The 18,682-nt window shown below is 43.3% G+C and carries 20 protein-coding genes; 7 read left to right on the top strand and 13 right to left on the bottom strand.

Features of this window, described 5'->3' with window-relative positions; translation table 11 throughout:
- Positions 1-17: 17 nt before the first annotated feature.
- The 8 genes from ACIPK1_RS10055 to ACIPK1_RS10020 all read right to left on the bottom strand — a co-directional run bounded on the left by ACIPK1_RS10055 (position 18) and on the right by ACIPK1_RS10020 (position 7,324).
- A complete protein-coding gene (locus ACIPK1_RS10055; protein ID WP_042890962.1) occupies positions 18-596 on the bottom strand; it encodes a TMEM175 family protein in 579 nt (192 codons plus the stop codon).
- Between the two features lie 99 nt (positions 597-695).
- Positions 696-1,256: a TetR/AcrR family transcriptional regulator gene (locus tag ACIPK1_RS10050; RefSeq protein WP_008378578.1), complete on the bottom strand. Its 561-nt coding sequence runs from the start codon at positions 1,254-1,256 to the stop codon at positions 696-698.
- 2 nt (positions 1,257-1,258) lie between these two features.
- Positions 1,259-2,182 carry a phytoene/squalene synthase family protein gene (locus ACIPK1_RS10045; protein ID WP_400450688.1) on the bottom strand — a complete coding sequence of 308 codons (924 nt, stop codon included), beginning with the start codon at positions 2,180-2,182 and terminating at the stop codon, positions 1,259-1,261.
- Positions 2,172-3,659, bottom strand: coding sequence for a phytoene desaturase family protein (locus ACIPK1_RS10040; protein WP_400450686.1), 1,488 nt, complete (start codon positions 3,657-3,659; stop codon positions 2,172-2,174). The genes ACIPK1_RS10045 and ACIPK1_RS10040 overlap by 11 nt, the downstream gene beginning before the upstream one ends.
- Positions 3,656-4,372 (bottom strand): ABC transporter ATP-binding protein, encoded by a 717-nt coding sequence (locus ACIPK1_RS10035; RefSeq protein ID WP_194188315.1) that lies wholly within the window; start codon positions 4,370-4,372, stop codon positions 3,656-3,658. The genes ACIPK1_RS10040 and ACIPK1_RS10035 overlap by 4 nt, the downstream gene beginning before the upstream one ends.
- Before the next feature lie 11 nt (positions 4,373-4,383).
- The gene (locus ACIPK1_RS10030; protein ID WP_142965718.1) at positions 4,384-5,448 is read right to left on the bottom strand and encodes an ABC transporter permease; all 1,065 of its coding nucleotides are present in this window, start codon (positions 5,446-5,448) and stop codon (positions 4,384-4,386) included.
- Positions 5,449-5,763: 315 nt separating this feature from the next.
- Positions 5,764-6,411 carry an HD domain-containing protein gene (locus ACIPK1_RS10025; protein WP_244731938.1) on the bottom strand — a complete coding sequence of 216 codons (648 nt, stop codon included), beginning with the start codon at positions 6,409-6,411 and terminating at the stop codon, positions 5,764-5,766.
- Positions 6,412-6,433: 22 nt separating this feature from the next.
- Positions 6,434-7,324 (bottom strand): dihydrodipicolinate synthase family protein, encoded by an 891-nt coding sequence (locus tag ACIPK1_RS10020; RefSeq protein WP_400450683.1) that lies wholly within the window; start codon positions 7,322-7,324, stop codon positions 6,434-6,436.
- 336 nt (positions 7,325-7,660) lie between these two features.
- On the opposite strand from ACIPK1_RS10020, the gene ACIPK1_RS10015 reads away from it, so the two are divergent.
- The 3 genes from ACIPK1_RS10015 to ACIPK1_RS10005 are packed head-to-tail and all read left to right on the top strand — an operon-like array spanning position 7,661 to position 11,872.
- Positions 7,661-9,493, top strand: coding sequence for a beta-glucoside-specific PTS transporter subunit IIABC (locus ACIPK1_RS10015; protein ID WP_086299347.1), 1,833 nt, complete (start codon positions 7,661-7,663; stop codon positions 9,491-9,493).
- 46 nt (positions 9,494-9,539) lie between these two features.
- Positions 9,540-11,003, top strand: coding sequence for a glycoside hydrolase family 1 protein (locus ACIPK1_RS10010; protein WP_005235257.1), 1,464 nt, complete (start codon positions 9,540-9,542; stop codon positions 11,001-11,003).
- Positions 11,004-11,023: 20 nt separating this feature from the next.
- Positions 11,024-11,872: a PRD domain-containing protein gene (locus tag ACIPK1_RS10005; RefSeq protein ID WP_005235258.1), complete on the top strand. Its 849-nt coding sequence runs from the start codon at positions 11,024-11,026 to the stop codon at positions 11,870-11,872.
- Between the two features lie 67 nt (positions 11,873-11,939).
- Here the strand turns inward: ACIPK1_RS10005 and ACIPK1_RS10000 are convergent, their stop codons facing one another.
- Positions 11,940-12,341, bottom strand: coding sequence for an HIT family protein (locus tag ACIPK1_RS10000; RefSeq protein ID WP_254905026.1), 402 nt, complete (start codon positions 12,339-12,341; stop codon positions 11,940-11,942).
- A gap of 173 nt (positions 12,342-12,514) precedes the next feature.
- Between ACIPK1_RS10000 and ACIPK1_RS09995 the strand changes: the two genes are divergently transcribed.
- The 4 genes from ACIPK1_RS09995 (at position 12,515) to ACIPK1_RS09980 (ending at position 15,388) form a co-directional block, all read left to right on the top strand.
- Complete coding sequence (locus ACIPK1_RS09995) at positions 12,515-13,495, top strand: aldo/keto reductase (RefSeq protein ID WP_005235260.1); 981 nt, start codon at positions 12,515-12,517, stop codon at positions 13,493-13,495.
- 75 nt (positions 13,496-13,570) lie between these two features.
- A complete protein-coding gene (locus ACIPK1_RS09990) occupies positions 13,571-13,975 on the top strand; it encodes a MerR family transcriptional regulator (protein WP_008378568.1) in 405 nt (134 codons plus the stop codon).
- Between the two features lie 66 nt (positions 13,976-14,041).
- Entirely contained in the window at positions 14,042-14,602 is a 561-nt protein-coding gene (locus ACIPK1_RS09985; RefSeq protein ID WP_400450678.1) for an NAD(P)H-binding protein, read from the top strand.
- Positions 14,603-14,770: 168 nt separating this feature from the next.
- Positions 14,771-15,388 carry a YitT family protein gene (locus ACIPK1_RS09980; protein WP_008378566.1) on the top strand — a complete coding sequence of 206 codons (618 nt, stop codon included), beginning with the start codon at positions 14,771-14,773 and terminating at the stop codon, positions 15,386-15,388.
- Between the two features lie 52 nt (positions 15,389-15,440).
- On the opposite strand, the gene ACIPK1_RS09975 is transcribed toward ACIPK1_RS09980, so the two are convergent.
- The 4 genes from ACIPK1_RS09975 to ACIPK1_RS09960 are packed head-to-tail and all read right to left on the bottom strand — an operon-like array spanning position 15,441 to position 18,520.
- Positions 15,441-16,205: an ABC transporter permease gene (locus ACIPK1_RS09975; RefSeq protein ID WP_301387606.1), complete on the bottom strand. Its 765-nt coding sequence runs from the start codon at positions 16,203-16,205 to the stop codon at positions 15,441-15,443.
- The gene (locus ACIPK1_RS09970) at positions 16,202-17,113 is read right to left on the bottom strand and encodes an ATP-binding cassette domain-containing protein (protein ID WP_400450676.1); all 912 of its coding nucleotides are present in this window, start codon (positions 17,111-17,113) and stop codon (positions 16,202-16,204) included. The genes ACIPK1_RS09975 and ACIPK1_RS09970 overlap by 4 nt, the downstream gene beginning before the upstream one ends.
- Positions 17,110-17,337, bottom strand: coding sequence for a PLD nuclease N-terminal domain-containing protein (locus ACIPK1_RS09965; protein WP_005235274.1), 228 nt, complete (start codon positions 17,335-17,337; stop codon positions 17,110-17,112). The genes ACIPK1_RS09970 and ACIPK1_RS09965 overlap by 4 nt, the downstream gene beginning before the upstream one ends.
- Complete coding sequence (locus tag ACIPK1_RS09960; RefSeq protein ID WP_400450674.1) at positions 17,330-18,520, bottom strand: helix-turn-helix domain-containing protein; 1,191 nt, start codon at positions 18,518-18,520, stop codon at positions 17,330-17,332. The genes ACIPK1_RS09965 and ACIPK1_RS09960 overlap by 8 nt, the downstream gene beginning before the upstream one ends.
- Positions 18,521-18,682 lie beyond the last annotated feature (162 nt).

Genomic DNA, 18,682 nt, shown 5'->3' with positions numbered 1-18,682 from the left:
GAAGACCGCAAGTGTTTTTATTGTTTTAAAAAGGTTTCTACTTTTTTCTCAGGGATCACCCACAACAATAGCACGAGACTATCCAGCGTGATGATAAGTAGTGGATGGACCAGCCAGCCGAGGAGCAATGCCAGCACGTTGATAAACAACGTAAAGTAGAGTTTCTTGTATCCGCGAAACAGTTCTACGATGGCTTGATTGTCAGGGTTGGCACGCACCAAGGACTTTCCTACAAGGAAATAGCTGAAATCCGTCAATAAAATGACAGACCCGTATAGCAGCTGAGGGGCAAGAGCGACTGGATAACGACTGACCCATGACGTTACAAAAGGAAAGAGGGTTAGTGCCAGGATCAATAAATGATTCGCCCACAAGGTCCAACCGTCAATTTTAGATACTACTTGAAATAGATGATGGTGATTGTTCCAGTAGATCGCTAACATCACAAAGCTGATCAAATAAATAATAAATTGCTGTTCCACTCCTAAAAAAGAAGCAAATGTATCGCCTTCGGGCTGGTGCAATTCCAGTACTAATAAGGTCATTACGATCGCAATGACCGCATCCGTAAAGGCTTCGATTCGATTTTTTGACATGTACATCCATCCTTTTATGTTCCAGTTTACAGGATCAGTGTACTCGATTGTCAGAAATTCGTCTAATAATTTTTCTCGCGCATTACCCAATTGGACTCGCTATTTCGCAATTGGCCCACTGCCTAGTGCACCGAATAAAAACAAATCGATCGCTTCTGGCATTTTGTCTTCTTTTCCCGGTGAGTCCAAGTGAGCCGCCATCAGCACTAACAACTGGCTGGTAACAAATTCTGGATCGACATCCGAACGAAGATTGGAATCACTGCGACGGAACAAGTCAAGAAACGGTTCTTTGTAATTTTTCCGCCAAAGCAAGTACAGTTTTTTTGAAGTGTCCTCAGAAACGGTATGCTGAATGTCGTGCATCATCATATAAAAATTGATGCGATGCCGACTTCTTAAAAAAAGAAACATGTTTAAGATTTTTTCAGAGATCGTCAAGGAAGTATCTTCAACAGTCTGATTTAGTTTTCCAGAAACCTCTTGTGCCAAAGAGACCATCACTTCATAATAGATGGCTTCTTTGCCTTTGAAGTGATAATAAAGATTGGGTTGGGTGATGCCGACGGCTTCTGCGATCTGTCTAGTAGAAGTTGCTTGATACCCCTGCTGCATAAACAGGTTTTCTGCGACTCGTAATATTTTTTCTCGCAAGTTCAAAGTCAGCCCTCCCAACGTTCCTGACGAAGCATTTTTTTCGCGGTAAACAAAAGTTGGATTTTCCGTTGTTTCGGTACCGCTGTTTTTTCAGCAAATACTTGATAGTTGTTTTTGCGGATCACAGTCAAGATTTCCCGATAGATCAAAGCAGCTGCTAATAGAGCTTCACGGCAATCTTCATCGATTTGCGGCATCATTACAAAAGATTCCTGATAAAGCGTCTCAGCAAGTTGCGCTTCGTGTTCCCACATCTCGATAAACTGCTGGTTTTGATTGCCAGCTGCTAATGCCTCTCGCGAAAGGTTGAATTGCGCCAAGACCGTTTGTGGCAAATAGATGCGGCCCATTCGCAGATCCTCGCCAATATCACGTAAAATATTGGTGCGTTGCATCGCTTCACCCAATTTTATGGCGGGCTCTTGAATCACAGCGGCTGTTTGTGAGAGAATCGGCAAGAGCATCAGACCCACACTGCCGGCTACGTAGTAACTATAGTCGGAAAGCTCTTTTTCAGAGGTGGGCTGCTGGAAGTCAAGGTCTTGTTTTTGTCCCACCAATAGATCGAAAAAGGGTTGAAACTGTAGGTCAAACTGTTGGAAAGAAAGGGTCAATGCCCGCCAAATGGCTTCATCAGGATCTTCTTCCTTGATGGCTTGCGGCAAGTCGATCGCATCGCCGGTTAATAGTTCTTGTATTTCTTCCAAGCGTTTTTTCATGGCTTCGATCAACAATGGGTCATGCTTTTCATCGACGGCATCATCGGCACGTCGGCAAAAGGCGTAGACGGCATAGACGGCGCGTGCTTTGTCTTTTGGCAATTGAGAAAAGGCGGTATGAAAGTTTTTCGAATGCTTTTTTATGATGGCCTCACAGTATAAAAAATCGTTGTCGTATTCATCAAAGACGCTTAATGATTTAACGGTCATCTTTTAACAACTCCTCCACAGCTAACTTGGCACTTTGCATCACGATTGGCACACCCGCTCCCGGATGCGTACTGCTGCCGCAGAAGTATAGGCCTTCTGCATAATCAAATTTATTATGGGGACGATAGTAATTGCTTTGCGCCAAGGTTGGTTTCAAGCCAAATGTCGCACCGTTGTAGGCATTGAACCGATCATTGAACGTATCTGGCGTATACATTTTTTCATACACGATGTGTTCATCGATATCCGTAAAGATCGTTTTTTCTTTTAATAATCCAATGATCTGCTGGCGGTAGCTTTGAATCGTTTCATCCGTCCATTGATCAAATTTAGATAATTCAGGTACTGGGACTAAAACATAAAGACCTTCTTGACCATCAGGTGCTAAGGAAGCATCTTTCAGGGTTGGACGATACAAGTAGAAGGAAGGATCTTCTGGCAGCTTGCCAGCCTCGAAAAGATCGTCTACATTGCGTTTAAAATCATTAGCAAAATAAATGCTATGGAGTGCGCTATCTTCATATTTTTTGTCCAGTCCTAAATAAAGCAAGAAACAAGAACAAGAGTAATCCATCGAAGCGATTTTTTGATTGGTATATTTGCCGCGTTTTGATTCATCAGGAATCAAGCTTTCCATAGCATAAGGAAAATCAGCCGCACAAATCACAGCATCTGCGGTGATCGTTTTTCCATTGACACGAACGCCTTTGGTTTGCTTGTTTTCGATCAATAATTCATCGATTGGGGTATTGTAATGGATCGTTCCGCCTAATTCTTGGAACAAACGTGCCATACCAGTGGCTAATGTATACATGCCGCCTTTGATGAAATAGACCCCATACATCAACTCGATCATAGGGATGATGGTATAAAGGGACGGCCCTTGGTAAGGGGAGACACCGATATACAAGGTTTGAAACGCCAATGATTTTCGCAGGCGATCATCTTTGACAAATTTAGAAATGGAAGAGTAGGCGTCACTAAACGTTCGCAGCTTTAACCCTGCCCATAATGATTTGGGATTGTAAAAGTCTCGCCATGTCCGAAACGACTTGGTGATGAAGGACTCTTTGGCGATCACATAGCGTTTGTAAATATCTGCTAAAAAGGCAAAATAGCCTTGAGCATCTTCTTCCGAGATCGCTTCTAGCGTTTTGGTCAATTCTACTAAGTCGTTTGAGAAGGTCAGCGGTTCGTCTTGAGCAAAATACAGCTGCAGCATCGGATCGACTTTCTCCATAGGAATATAGTCATTCGGATCAACGCCAGCAAATTCAAACACTTCACGATAAATTTCAGGCATCATCACGATGGTGGGTCCCACATCAAAGGTAAAGCCGTTTTCCTTGATCTGATTCATTTTGCCCCCAGGTTGACCTTCTTTTTCGTAGAGGGTGACGTCATAGCCAAGTTTTTGCAAACGGACAGCAGCAGCTAATCCTGACACGCCCGCACCGACAACAATAATTTTTTTCATGCTTGCTCCTTCTGCGAATCACTTGATTCGGCTTCTTTTTTCGTGTGTTCTTTTTCTTCTAAAACGCCATCCTTCATGACGAGGACCCGATCACAATAATCTGTCAAACGGGTATCATGGGTCACCATAATGGTGGCTTTTTGTTTTTCTTTGGTTTCTTTTGCTAAGATTTTGACGACTTCGACGGCTTTTTTTGAATCAAGACTCGCCGTTGGTTCATCTGCCAAAATGATGGTGGGATCATGATAGAGCGCTCGGGCAATAGCCACACGCTGCCTTTCACCACCAGATAGTTCATCGGGGTATTTGTTCTGCAGCTTTTCAATCCCTAGTTGTTCAAACAATTCAGTAGCTGATTGCTTTTGGGGTTCTTTGCTGACCTTATCCACCAATTGAAGTTGCTTTTTGACCGTCAAAAAAGGGACAAGGTTGGAAGCTTGTAAAATAAAGCCGATCTTTTTGAAACGAGTTTTTGCCCGTTGCTTTTCTTTTTGTTTACTAAAAGGTTCGTCATTGATAAATACTTCGCCTTCAGAGGGAGCTTGTAGACCACCGGCAATCGTCAGAAAGGTACTTTTCCCAGAGCCGGAAGGACCGATGATGGCGACAAATTCGCCTTTTTCTACCGAAAAGTTGGTTTCTTTCAAGGCTTCAATCGTCGCGTCCCCATCTTTAAATGATTTTTTGACTTGTTTGAATTCAATGGCACTCATGTTTTTTCCTCCTATCCGATTGCTTTCAATGGGTCGATTTTTACAATCGTTCGCACCGAGAAGAAAGCACCTAGCATCGCGATCAGAATCATCATTACACTGATACTAGCAAAGAATAATAGATTGATTTGGAATGGCACTGCCGCAGGTAACACGAGGGCGGTACCGATCGTTGCCAACCCACCGATCAAAACACCCGAGGTGGCCAACAAGAACGTTTGGGCGATCACCGAAAAAGCAATGTAGCGGCTAGAGATCCCTTGAGCTTTCATGACACCAAAAATTTCTGATTTTTGCATCGTTAGCACATAGATAAAAATACCGATAACGATGGCAGCGATCACGATCAAGAACCCGATCATAAAGCCAAAGGTCAGCACTTGTGCGTTGTAACCAGGCAATTCATTAATAAATTTGCTGATATCCGTAGCGACCAGATCATCTGGCACTTCTTTGATTTTGCCACGAGTCACGATCGCGTTGATACGGGCATTTTCAGAATCATCTTCTTTTTCAAAACGAATTTCTTGATAAGCACCGATCGAGGTGTAGAGGACCGGAGCGACACTGAAGCGGGCGTTATCTGTAAAACCGACGATTTTCAATTTTTTGTCACTGCCTGCTAATTTGATGGTGTCACCAATGGAAATCCCGTATTCTTCCTCAATACTGCTGTCGGCGACCGCTTCATCATCTGAAGCAAACATCTCGCCATCGGTAATATTGGGTGCTAAAAATTGATCTGGATCAATGCCGAAAAAGGTGACATCGACTTTTTCACCGTTGTCTTTTTTGGTCACAACTCCAGCGGTTTGCGCCAAAACTGCTTTTTCTGGTGCATCGACTTCATCATAAAGACTGCGAGGAAGCATCGACATGTTTAAATTATCATTTGCTTCTTCGGTCAACAAAATTTGATCTGCCTCCCATTTGTCGACCGCCATCCGATTATCTTGAGCCAACCCATAAGCTAACCCAGTTAAAAAAAAGACCAAATAGGCGATTAAAAACATGACCCCTGTGACTAGGGCGTAACGCAATTTGGAATGGCGTATTTCATTGATTGCCAAAAACATAACGATTCCTCCTAATATTTTATCACTTGATAAAATAAAAATACCATTTTTTTTATTTTCAGCAAACTATCTTGCTTACAAAGAGTAAATTCGGTGAAAAAAGGAAGGTTATTTAGAAGGGCGTCTGTTGATTGAAGAAAACCAGTTGCTGCCCCCTGATTTCAATAGGAGCGTAGGAGCAGCGAAGGAGCGGGGGATTTTAGTGAAAAAAGAACTAGGATAACAGTAAAAGCCCTCTGATTCAGCGCACGCAAACACTTGGCGTATTTTGAAATCAGAGGGTTTCTATTTAAAGTCTGGTGCTGGATCAAAGTGTCAATCGTCAGTTTCTTTGCTTGTAGCGATAACTAACGGCACGATTTTTTCAAAGGTGTGGCGGAAGCTTTCAGGTTGTGCTAATTTTTGATAAATGATCGCCAAACCGTCTTGGTTTTTGCGATAATCCAACCAAACCTTCAGCTCACTTTGAGGACCATATTTCTTTGAAATGTACTGATACGCTTCTTGGTGCAATTGTTCTAGATCTGTGAGTTGCTTTTTCTCATAAGCAAAAAGCAAGGTTCGCTTGAGGATTCGCTCAAAATCTAAGTCACGATCGGCTTCGGAAATAATTTTGCCATAAAGCGAGCGAGGCTCATAGGGCAGCGAAGCACGATGGTCTTCTACTGCTTCGCCGATCATTGAAATGACTGGAGGAGAGAAAAAGTGTGGCAACACAGCATCTTGTTCAACGATCTTGCGGGAATTGCTTTCGTGGTTTTTGCGGCCATAGAGCAAGCCGATATCATGGTAGGCAGCTACCGTATAGACGATATTCAGGTCAACAGGCAATGTTTCAGCAATCTCAAAACTATTTTGGATCACTTGGTGGACGTGCGCTGGGGAGTGACTGCTATCCAATTGGTTGTATTGTGGGATGATGGAGCTTTCAATATAGTGCTTTAGTTGTGAATCAATCTTCATTTGTCTGGTTCTCCTGCCTTTCTTATGCTAGATGAGGGGGAATTGAGCCAGTGCCAAACCGATCACTCGTTTCTAGACCTAGCGGCTGACGACAAAAGCCAAAGGGCTGTCCATCAATGGTGATTTGCTGCTTGAGCCACGGAAGATAGCTGATGGTATCTGTTGGATCGCCGGCAGCTGCTTGTTCCATTTTCTGCCATTCATTCGACGTAGAAATCGTTGCAGCACCTTTGAGTAACCCTTGCCAAATCACCTGGATCTCCTCGGGACAAAGGTTTCCTGCCATTGATGACAGCCCGTTAAACCCTAGTGCGACCTTTTCCGCCAAGTCCGCTTCACCACCAGCATAAAAACGAAAATCGGCAGCCGTCTTTGTTTTTAGTTGAGGCACTCGCTCCTTACTGCCAGCTTCTTTTAAGCCGATCACCCGAGGGTCAGCGATCAAGGTCAAGAGACTTTCTGCAGATAAATCAAAGCCCGTGCGGCGGGGATTGTTGTATAAAATAACTGGTTTTTCGCAAGTATGGATCAATCCCTGAGCATAGAGGACGGCTTCCTTTTGGGTCAGGCAAAGATAAGGGGGAAAGCCTAAAACCACACCATCGATTCGGGGATTTTTGCTGATTGCTTCTGCCAACGCGAGCGTTTCATGAAATACAATGCCAGCTAAACCGAAGAGGACTTCGAAATCGGCTGCCCAGCTGGTTTCTTGCGCTAAGGCATGTAGAAGCTGTTTTTTTTCTGTTAAAGTCAATGAATGCTGTTCACCGGTGGAGCCACACACCAAAACCGATTTGATCCCTTGCTTTTGCAGTTGCAAGATATGAGCGATCGTCCTTTTCGTGTCAAGTCTTTCTGCATGGTCAAATGCTGTTGGGACGGCAACATGCAGTGAGTGATTCAATGAAGTCATCCGATTCATCCTTTCTTGTGATACGTTTAGCCAGCGATGTTCTTCTTGCTTCTGGTGCAAGCCAAGGAAGACGAAATAACTGATTATCCACTAAGTGTAGCAAACTTCTCGTTTCAGCAAAAGGCTTAGCAAAATATTTTTAAAACGGTGGTTGCGTTTTCAAATAAAGCATGGTATTATGCAAGTAATAAAACAGGCATGTGACTGGTAATGCAGGCAGGACCTATAAAAAACATGGAAGGGATCGTTGGATTCCGTTCAATGTTTTTGTAGGTGCTGCCTGCTTTTTTCTTTGTTTGGCCAACAAAGGAAAACTAATTAAAGGAGAAGAAAATTATGAATGTAAAAGAAACGGCAACTGCCATCGTTGAGTTGATTGGCGGAAAAGAAAATATCGCACATTTGGAACATTGCTCCACACGCTTGCGCTTTACCTTAAAAGACAATAGCCTCGTACAAAAAGATGACTTGGAAAAAGTCGATGGCGTGATTGGGGTGCGACAAAATGTCCAATGCCAAGTCATCATCGGCAATGATGTCGTCGAAGTGTATGATGAGGTTATGAACGTGTTAGGTCATGAGCTAACAGCGGATGGAGGAAGTGAAGGCAAACAAAAACAATCGTGGGGTGCGGTCCTGCTTGATTTTATTATCTCGATTTTTCAACCGTTGATTCCAGCAGTCGCTGGAGGGGGCGTCTTGAAATCCTTACTGTTACTTGCTTCTGTCACTGGATTGATGGACAATACGAGCCAAACGTATCAAATTTTGAATCTGATCGGTGGCGCACCATTGTATTTCTTACCGATTTTAGTGGCGATCACCACGGCAAATAAATTAAAGGTCAACCAATTGGTGGCGGTTTCCGCTGTCGGTGCCTTGATTTTGCCTGAATTAACGACACTATTGACAGATGGCGCAGCTTTCATGGGCTTCGGTTTACAAAATATCGCCTATGCGTCACAAGTATTTCCAGCCATTTTAACGGTTTTATTTTACGCTCAAATTGAAAAACTGTTTACTCGAATCTCACCAAAACCGATCCGTATCTTCTTTGTTCCAATGATGAGCTTAGTTATTACGGTTCCAGTTGCTTTATTGATTTTAGGCCCATTAGGCTTTGAAGTCGGAACGATTTTCTCAGCAGCGATTATTTGGCTGTATGCCCATTTAGGTTGGGTGGCAACGGGGATCTTAGCCGCTGTTTTACCATTGATGGTGGTTACCGGTATGCACAAAGCTATGATTCCTTATGCTGTTTCGTCCATGAGTGAGATGGGGGCAGAGCTGTTATACTTACCTGCCTCATTGGCACATAACATCGCAGAAGCCGGTGCTTGTTTTGCGGTGAGTGTTCGGACCAAAGACCAAAAACTTCGTTCAACCGCTGTTTCTGCAGGCATCTCCGCCCTTTTTGGCATAACCGAGCCTGCTTTGTATGGGGTGACGATCCTGCACAAACGAGTGCTTTACGGCGTGATGGCTTCCAGCCTAGTTGGTGGTGCAGTGGCTGGGTTATTTGCCATCAAGGCCTTCGCATTAGTTGGTCCCGGTCTAGCAAGTATCACTATGTTCGTCGATGAAGCCAACCCGATGAATCTTGTGTGGGCATTAGTCACGTTAGGGGTATCCTTTGCTGTTTCCTTCGTCCTTGTCCTTTTCTTATTCAAAGACAAAACAGTGGAAAATAAGACGACAGTTGCCGATCCGAAAGCCGAAGTATTGAGTAAACCAGTAGAAGGCCAAGTGGTCGCCCTATCTGAAGTCAACGATGAAGTCTTTTCAAGCGGTATGATCGGAGAAGGTTTCGGGATCATCCCGACGTCTGGCGAATTGATCGCACCAGAAGATGGCGAAATCACGATGTTGTTTGAAACCAACCATGCGATCGGGTTAAAAACTCGTAATGGCGCAGAATTGCTCTTTCATATCGGCTTGGATACCGTTCAATTAGAAGGCAAACACTTTACCCCTTACGTGAAAGCGGGGGATCAAGTGAAACAAGGGCAACCCCTGATTCAATTTGATCTAGATGCCATCAAAGCAGCTGGGTTTGATCCAATCGTGATCTGTGTGGTCACCAATCAAGAGAACTTTACTGTCAAACCGATCGAATCAACCGATGAGCGCAACGAACAAGGTGTTTTATCGATTGCACCGATCGTCTAAACCAATGAGCAATGCAACAAAAACAATGTAAAAGGGGATTGAAAAAATGACTGAAACAACTTTTCCAAAGGACTTCTTATGGGGTGGCGCTATCGCCGCAAATCAAGTAGAAGGGGGATGGAATCTTGGCGGCAAAGGCTTGTCGGTAGCGGATGTGGCTACTTACAAACCTCATGTCGACGTGAAAAACTTTGCAGCACATATGAGTGTGACTGTTGAAGCCGTCAAAGAAGCAATGGCGGATTCAACGGATACCATCTATCCAAAACGCCGAGGGATCGACTTCTATCATCGCTATCCAGAAGATTTGGCTTTATTTGCGGAGATAGGTTTTAAAGTATTGCGTTTATCGATTGCATGGACCCGATTGTTCCCAACTGGGGAAGAAACGACACCCAATCCAGAAGGGATCGCTTTTTACCGCAATGTCTTCCAAGAAATGCAGCGTTTGGGAATCAAACCGATCGTAACGTTGTCTCACTATGAGATGCCGTTAGCGCTGAGCTTGAAGTACAATGGCTGGGTGGAACGTAAAGTGATCGATGACTTTGTCCGTTTTGCGACCGTCTGCTTTGAAGAATTTGGGGAGTATGTGGAGTATTGGCTGACCTTTAACGAAATCGACAGTATCCATCGTCATCCCTTTACAACAGCAGGTCTCATTCCTGAGCAATCAGAAGCTGGTAAGGAAGAGCAAGACGTATATCAAGCCCTCCATCACCAATTTGTGGCCAGCTCATTAGTGACAAAAATCGCCCATGAAATAAATCCCGACAACAAAGTCGGCTGTATGATCACGAAGTTGATGACGTATCCATTGACTTGTGACCCATTGGATGTTGAATTAACTTTAAAGAAAAACTTGGAAAATGATTTTTATGCGGACGTTCAAGTCAAAGGTGCTTATCCGCGAATGATTGAAAAAGATCTCGAAAAACGGGGCATCAAGATTGAAATGGCACCAGAAGACCGCCAAATCTTAAAAGATCACACCGTTGATTTTCTTTCTTTCAGTTATTATATGTCTATGGCTGAATCAGGCGACCCACATGCGGAACGGACACCGGGCAATACGGTTTTAGGGGTAAAAAATCCCAAGCTGCCGTCAACTGAATGGGGCTGGCAGATCGATCCTAAAGGCTTGAAAATCTCCTTGCTTTCATTGTATGATCGGTATCAAGTGCCATTGATGATCGTTGAAAATGGTATGGGTGCCGTGGATGTCCTTGAAGACGGTCAAGTGCATGATCCGTATCGGGTCGATTATTTCAAGGCACACTTCAAACAAATGAAGGAAGCCATCGATGAAGGAGTCGATTTGATTGGTTATACTTCATGGGCACCGATCGATCTGGTCAGTGCGGGGACGTCACAAGTGACGAAACGCTACGGCTTCATTTATGTGGATGCCGATGATGAAGGAAACGGCAGTTATGACCGTTTGAAAAAAGATTCCTTCGATTGGTACAAAGAAGTGATCGCTACCAATGGCGCAAGTTTGGCAGAATAAACAGTGAGGAGCGAGAGTGCATGATTTACATCAAGAAAGTCTTAAATTCAAGTGTCGTACTTGTTGATAAGGAAGGCCAGGAAATGATTGCACTTGGGAAGGGGATCGGCTATGGAAAGAAAGTCGGCGACAGCATAGCCGATACCCAGATCGATCAAGTTTTTCTGCCAATCGATGAAAAAAAATCGGGTCAGTTTGCCGATTTGGTGGATGAGATTCCGTTGTACTATTTTGAAATGACCAAAGAAATCGTTCAGCTGGCGCAAAAAATGCTGCCGTATCCGCTAAATTCAACGATTTACCTTACCTTATCGGATCACTTGCACTTTGCTGTGGAACGTCAGCAAAAAGGCTTGAGTGTGACGAATCGGCTCTATTGGGAAATCAAGAATTACTATACGGAGGAATTTCGAGCCGCCGAACAGGCACTACGCTTGTTGAAAGAGAAGTATCAAATTGATCTGCCGGAAGAAGAAGCCTCCAATATCGCGTTTCATTTGATCAATGCCCAGTCGAACACCGAGGAAAATCAAGATGGGTTGAAAAAAGCCAAATTGATCGGGTTGATCGTCAATATGGTACGCTACTCGATCCAGCAAGACGTCAACACCAATTCGATCCATTATAATCGCTTTATCACCCACGTGCGTTTCTTCGTTGACCGGTTCTTTTTGGATGGTCTGCTGCAAGAAGAAGACGAAGGACTATACCGTCAAATGTGGGCTCTTTATCCAAATGCTATGGAGATCGCGACAAAAGTCAAAGCCTATATCGATAAAGAATATCAAACGAAGATCCCTGTCAATGAAATCGTCTATCTAGGCGTTCATATCAATCGGTTGATGAACCATTCAGCGATCAATTCCTAAGCGTCCTCATTTTTAACAAACACAAACAAGCCGTTTCCCTTTGCTGGAAAAAACGGCTTGTTTGTATTTAGTAGGCTTGCTTGTCAGGAATCACGCCTCGAACGCCGCCTTTTGGTTCCTCCACGTCGCCTTGGTAGCGTGGGATCAAATGACAATGGCAATGAAAGACCGTCTGTCCGGCAGCCTCCCCGCAATTGAAACCGATGTTGAAGCCGTCTGGTCGATAGGTTTCCAACAAATAGGCTTTGCCTTCCTGCAACAAAGCCTGCAAGTCTTGTAATTCCTCTTGGGTGAGGGCAAAATAATCCCTTCGATGTTCTTTGGGGATCAATAGCAGGTGTCCAGGGGTGACGGGAAACTTATCAAAGATCGCATAAAAGCGTTCGTTTTCAATGATCGCATGTTTTGAGGCAGTACAAAAAATACAAGTCAAAATCTTCCGCTCCTTTTTCTCAGCTAGATAGCGTATCGATACTTATCTTTAGTGTACCAAAAGCTGATTCGAAATGAAACGCACGACAAAAAGCATGTCATTATGAGTCATTTGCGAGTAAAATGAAAAAAAGTTTGCTGATTCGCTTGACTTAGAGTGCACTTCAACCTGTATGCTTAGTGTAACTTAAAAAACAGGAGGACGAGCAAATGAACTATGTAAAATTTGGCAATACGGGACTTGATGTGTCACCATTATGTTTAGGGACAATGGGATTTGGCGATCCCAATAGTGGCTTTCATGAGTGGGTGTTAGAAGAAGCAGATAGTCGCGAAGTCATCAAAAAAGCCTTGGATCTAGGCATCAACTTTTTTGATACGGCAAATGTCTATTCTTATGGAGCGAGCGAAGAAATCGTCGGTCGAGCATTGAATGATTTTGCTCCGCGGGATGAGATCGTGGTTGCCACAAAACTGTATTCAAAAATGAAGCAACGGCCAAATAGTGGAGGGCTGTCTCGAAAAGCGATCTTTTATCAAGTCGAACAAAGCTTAAAACGCCTACAAATGGACTACATTGATTTGTATATCATCCATCGTTGGGATTACCACACGCCAATTGAAGAAACCATGAAGGCCTTACATGATTTGGTGGTTTCTGGAAAAGTGCGCTATATTGGTGCATCCGCGATGTACGCTTGGCAATTTGCCAAAGCACAAGCAGTTGCAGAGAAAAATGGCTGGACCAAATTTGTTTCGATGCAAAATCACTTAAACTTGCTTTATCGAGAAGAAGAGCGAGAAATGATGCCCTTGTGTGCCGATCAAAAAATTGCCGTGACGCCATATAGTCCTTTGGCTGCTGGACGTTTAACAAGAGATTGGGGTGCAGAGACCAAACGGTACTTAACGGATAAAACCGCCAATCAAAAGTACGACAAAACGATGGAACAAGACCGGGAGATCGTGGCACGAGTCGCAAAGATCGCTGACAATCACCAAAGCAAACGGTCGCAAATCGCCTTGGCTTGGTTATTGCAAAAAGAACAAGTGGTCGCACCAATTATTGGCGCAACAAAAGAAAGCCACTTATTGGATGCTTTACCTGCCCTTGATCTAAAGCTGACTGCCGAAGAGATTGCTTATTTGGAAGAGCCTTACTTGCCTCATGCAGTGGTAGGAGCGGAATAACGAGTAACAAAAGGGCTTCTGGCTCGTAGCATACAAAACGATCTAGGAAAAAATGCAAAACAAGGAAGTGAAGCCATGAATATCAAAAAAGTCAGTGAACTGAGCGGTGTCTCAGCTGATACCATCCGTTACTATGAAAAAATTGGGCTGATTCCGCCGGTCAAACGCAATAAAAACGGTGTTCGTGAATTTGATGATGACGACTTAAAATGGATCACCTTTACTAGGCAAATGCGTAATGCTGGACTATCGATTGATGGGTTGAGTCATTACCTGGCTTTATTTGAAGAAGGGCGAGGGACGGTTCCTGAGCGCAAGCAGCTCTTAGCAAAACAAATTGCGGTACTCAGGGAGAAAATCTCAGATATGACGGAAGCTGTTGAACGTTTAGAATACAAACTAGAACATTACGACGAGCATGTTCTGCCGACAGAAGAACGATTGCGTCAACGAAAAGCCAATTTGGTCACTAAGTCTTAATGACTGAATTCGCTACTATGGAAATTGAAACGTTCTGCTCAATGGAATCCAATAGAAAGGAAGCTTATGAAACGACTTGCGATTTTAGGTGCTGCTGGAACGATTGGGCAGCTGACACGCCAAACACTTTTAGAAAGAACCAATTTCTCCCTAGTACTCTATGCCCGCCAGGCAACGGAGCGTTTGCAACAGATTGATGCTGCGCGTGAGACGATCATTGATGGTGACTTTCTCGATTTAGGACGACTCGTTCGGGCATTGCAAGGTTGCCAGTCGGTTTTTTTGACGGATATCCATGATCCGCGGGCAACGCTGCGGGTGATCGAGGCGATGAAATTAGCAGAGGTCAGCCAATTGATCAGTGTCGCACCAGAAAGAAACCTTTGTCATTCAGAGGCATTAAAGCAATTGGTGTCCGCAACTGATCTTTCCCTTCCCCCGAAAAAGCATCAGCTGTTATTGCAGCAAAAAAATCGCTTGATGTCCTATCAATTGATTAAAGGATCAGAATTGTCGGTTTACTTTGTTCATTTGCCGTCAGAGAAGAAACGTATGGCGAATAGAAGAGCATGGCGGGAATCTGTTGTAGAAGAAATCCTTTCCGCTTGTGATTGCTGTGCAGCTTAACAGCAATCTTAAAGGAATGAAAAAATAGCAGAATACTTTCTTGAAGGTCAGAATCAATTTTTTCATGTTTTCATGAAAAAATTGGTTCTTTCTTTTACGATTTTTTTGATAGAATAGACAGAAGCTTTTATACATAAAAATAGTTGCCAGATCGAAAGGAGAACGTTGATGGAAACACTTATCAAAAAAAATCTTGCTTTATTGCTTGGGGTGCTATGGATCTGCATCGCATTAAACTTCTTCCTTTTACCTCACAGCATTGCTTCTGCCGGCGTCGGGTCGATTGGCTACCTCATCGAAACTGGCTGGTCGATCAATCGCCATATCGTTGTCTGGGGTATAAATTTATTGATGCTGGCCCTTGCGTTTTTACTTTTGAAACGAGAGGTCTTTGTCAATACGGTTATCGGTAGTTTGGCATTTCCCGTTCTTCTAGCACTTTTACCAGAAATTATGCTGCTGCGCTTTTATTCCATCTCATTGATTTTAGGTAGTTTCTTCTTTAGCTTCGGCATCTTTTCGCTCTACAAAATTGGTGCGTCTAATGGCGGCGTGACGATTCCGCCACTAATTTTGGAAAAATACTATGGCATTCGCAGATCTAGTGGGGTTTTCTTAACCAATTTGATCATCATCTTATTGAACCTTCTGATCTTTTCTTGGCAAGAAGCACTTATTTCTGCCTTTTCAATCTACTTGATTGCCTTCTTCATGCGGCTCTTCATGAGAATCGAACAAAAAATGCAGGCCAAGAAATCTGTGAAAGTCCAAGGAACAGCAAAATAGAGTAACATTTCAGAAGCAAAACATCGGTGCAAAAAATCTGCACCGATGTTTTTTAATATTTTCTTTTTCTTAGAACAGCTATGGAACCAGTCAAACAAGCGATGATCAAAAAGCAAGTTAACAACAGTGCTGGCAGCAGTTCCCCTAGTTTGATTTGGTCGGTTAAGTAGTTAGGAAATTGGCTGGAAAGGGAATATGGATTCCAGTTTGTTACTTGACTCCATAGGTTGCCTAACATGCCCATCAGATAACAAACGCCAATAAACAACAAACCTTGATAGATACTTTTAGCAAAGCTGGAACCTAGCAGCAGGATGCTGATTGCTAGTAAACCGAAAAGCCAATAGCTGACCAAAGCGCTAGGGACTTGAGCAGCGCTGGAATCATCGAAATAAATCTTCGTATAAAAAGCACTGACACTGGCACTTATGAGGTAACTCAAAGACCAAAGAATCATTAAATAGCAAGCTTTTGCTATGACGATCGTGGTTTTTGGTAAGCCTCTGGTGATCAGCTGAATAAAGGTACCCTGATTTATTTCGGCTGAGAGCGTATCGGTAAAAAGAATCACAAATACTAGCAGGCCAATCGTGCCGATGTTGCTGTAAAACTGAAGCCACGCATCGATCGATGTCGGATCAGCAATCGTGATTTCAATCGATTCCGGCATCATACTGGCCATCAGATCTGGCATGATTTTGGCAGTAAAGGGAGAAAGCATACCAATCAGGGCAAACAGGATCAAGCAAATCAGTAGTTTTTTGCTGCGAAGACCGCCGAGAAACTCTTTCTTTAAGAAAACAAGAAACGCATTCATTTGATCACCTCCAAATAAATCGACTCTAACGATGGTTCGATTCTTTGAAAGGATTCTGGGACAATGTGTTGTTCGTTCAGCAATTGTAGCAGCTGTGAACCGATATTGGTTCCAGTTTGTTCATCGATCAGTAATTGATTGTTCTTTCTTTTTGCCGATATGTCGTGGATTGCTAACACTTTGGCAAATTTTAAATGGTCACCTTCGTCGGTAAAGACAATCCCAAAGACGGTTTTTCGATAACGGTTTTTTAAGGAATCCATCGTTTCGAACGCACGGATCTGACCTTTGTGCAAAATCGCAATATAATCTGACAGCTGTTCGACATCTGCGAGAATATGAGAGGAAAAAAGCACTGTCGTTTCTTCTTTGATTTTTTCCAATACATCAAGAAATGCTTTGCGTCCTAGAGGGTCTAGTGCGGATGTTGGTTCATCACAAATCAAGATGGCGGGGCGGTTGATCAGAGCTTGGGCTAACCCGAGACGTTGCTTCATGCCGCGAGAAAAGCCAGCGATTTTTTGTTTCGAAGCTTTCAGGCCTACCAACTCTAAGACTTCCATCACTCGCTGAGGCTGAAAAGATTCTTTATTTGGCTGAATTTTTCCGCAGAAAGTCAAATATTCTACAGCTGTCATAAAAGAGTAAAACTGCGGCACATCTGGTAAATAGCCGATCCAGCGATTGGTCTTGGTTGAGCCAAATTGTACTGGTTCGCCACAGACAGTGATTTCGCCTTCATCAATAGGGAGTAACCCTAAAATCGCTTTCATGGCGGTTGTTTTGCCGGCGCCGTTTTCCCCTACAAATCCCACGACACTCCCTTTGGGGACCGAAAAGGATAGGTCTTGTAGCACTTGTTTATGCCCAAAATGTTTGGATAAGTGATTGATCTCGATCATCTTCATTGTTGATCCCCTTTTCCAAAAGCAAAATAAAGGATAGGACCGATCAGGCTAACAAAACAGGCGATGAAGAGCCAAAGAATACGAGAGCCGAACTTAAATTGTTCTTGTTTTAAAATATCTCGAACTGCCAAAACGATCAAGATCAATTGCAAAAGAATCAGAGGGATCAGTATGGGCAAATAATCAGATATATTTTCTGGTACGTTTAGTGAAAAACTATTCATGTGAGTCACTCCTTTGCGAATTAGATACTTGTTCAGCCAGATTGCTCAAGCGCTGAAACAACTCTTTAAATGAGGGTTTTTCTTGATACGGTTCAAACAAGGGTGTCAGCTGTGCTATTGCAAGAAATTGTTTTTTGACACTACCTGAGTTACGCGGGATCTGACTCCCTAATTCTAATTCACTGATCCACTCATCGATGCTGTTGAAATAATCATCTCCTTTCAAAACGATTTCCTCTGGAGTAGCTTCTAATGTTTTGACATACAGCGTTAATGCTTGTAACAATAAGCTTTCTTTTCCTAAAGCAGCAAATGAAACCATCCCAGCGGCTAGAAAATTCAGTAAAGAGAGGGGATGCAATTCGGCTAGTTGGAAGCTCTCGCTGAGTGCCAGTCCACGTGCATAGGTTTTTTCCAGTTGCTCCTCGTCTTGTGTGAGCATTGCTAAATAATTCGTTAGCAAACTCATAAAAATAATTAAGTACTGGTAAATCGCACTTTGCGTAACGATCTCAGCTTGTTGCAACTGATTTTTTTGCTGAAATGCTGCGGCAATCAACGGTTCGCTAGGTAAAAAAGAGAGAGTTTTCGTGCCAAGGATCGCCAAGACTTCTTCTGGCTTGTTTCTCATCAGAAGACAATAAGCATCGATCTGTTTCGCTTGTTGTGCCAGCTCACTGTCTCCTTGGTCCATGATCCGTTGGTACAGGGTTTCTGCTTCCTTCAAATAGGTATTTTTCTTTGCTTCCATCAAAGCGTCTTCGTAAGTTTGCCCTTTCGGGACGCCTTCTACGGGGACATCCGGCAACAGATCCCAATGATTCAAGTAAAAGGACCCCATTTGTAATAAGAATGGATAACAAGAGTAATACCGTTTGGTAAAACTTTGAGCAAGAGCGAGAACTTCCGTTGGTGTTTTTGTTTGGAAGGCGTCTTTTAATAATTGATAGATTCGCTGGATCTCTTTAGGTGATAGCTGCGAATCTAAAATCAACAATTCATCGACGCTGCAATCAAAATACGCCGCTAATAAGGGCAGTGAAGTGATATCTGGATACGTCTGTCCCGTTTCCCATTTTGAAACGGATGCTTTTGACACGTTCATAAATGCTGCTAATTCTTGCTGCGTAACGCCTCTGTGTTTTCTTCTCCGGGCGATTTCCTCGCCAATTGGTAAGTCCATAGTACACCTCCGATAGGTTTGTTTGATATACTTCTATCATAAGAGGAGAAGGGATAACTTACAATGGATTACTAGTTAACTTTTGGTTGATTTGATTAACCATAGGTTGATTATTAACGTAGGTGCCCCCATCTCTGGCAAAGAGATGATCTAGAAGGAGAG

Origin of the sequence: Enterococcus sp. NPDC086594 (genome assembly GCF_044746145.1) — a bacterium.
Classification (GTDB): domain Bacteria; phylum Bacillota; class Bacilli; order Lactobacillales; family Enterococcaceae; genus Enterococcus_D; species Enterococcus_D entomosocium.
The sequence above is the reverse complement of the archived record's forward strand: the minus strand, read 5'-3'. Positions and strand labels throughout refer to the sequence as shown.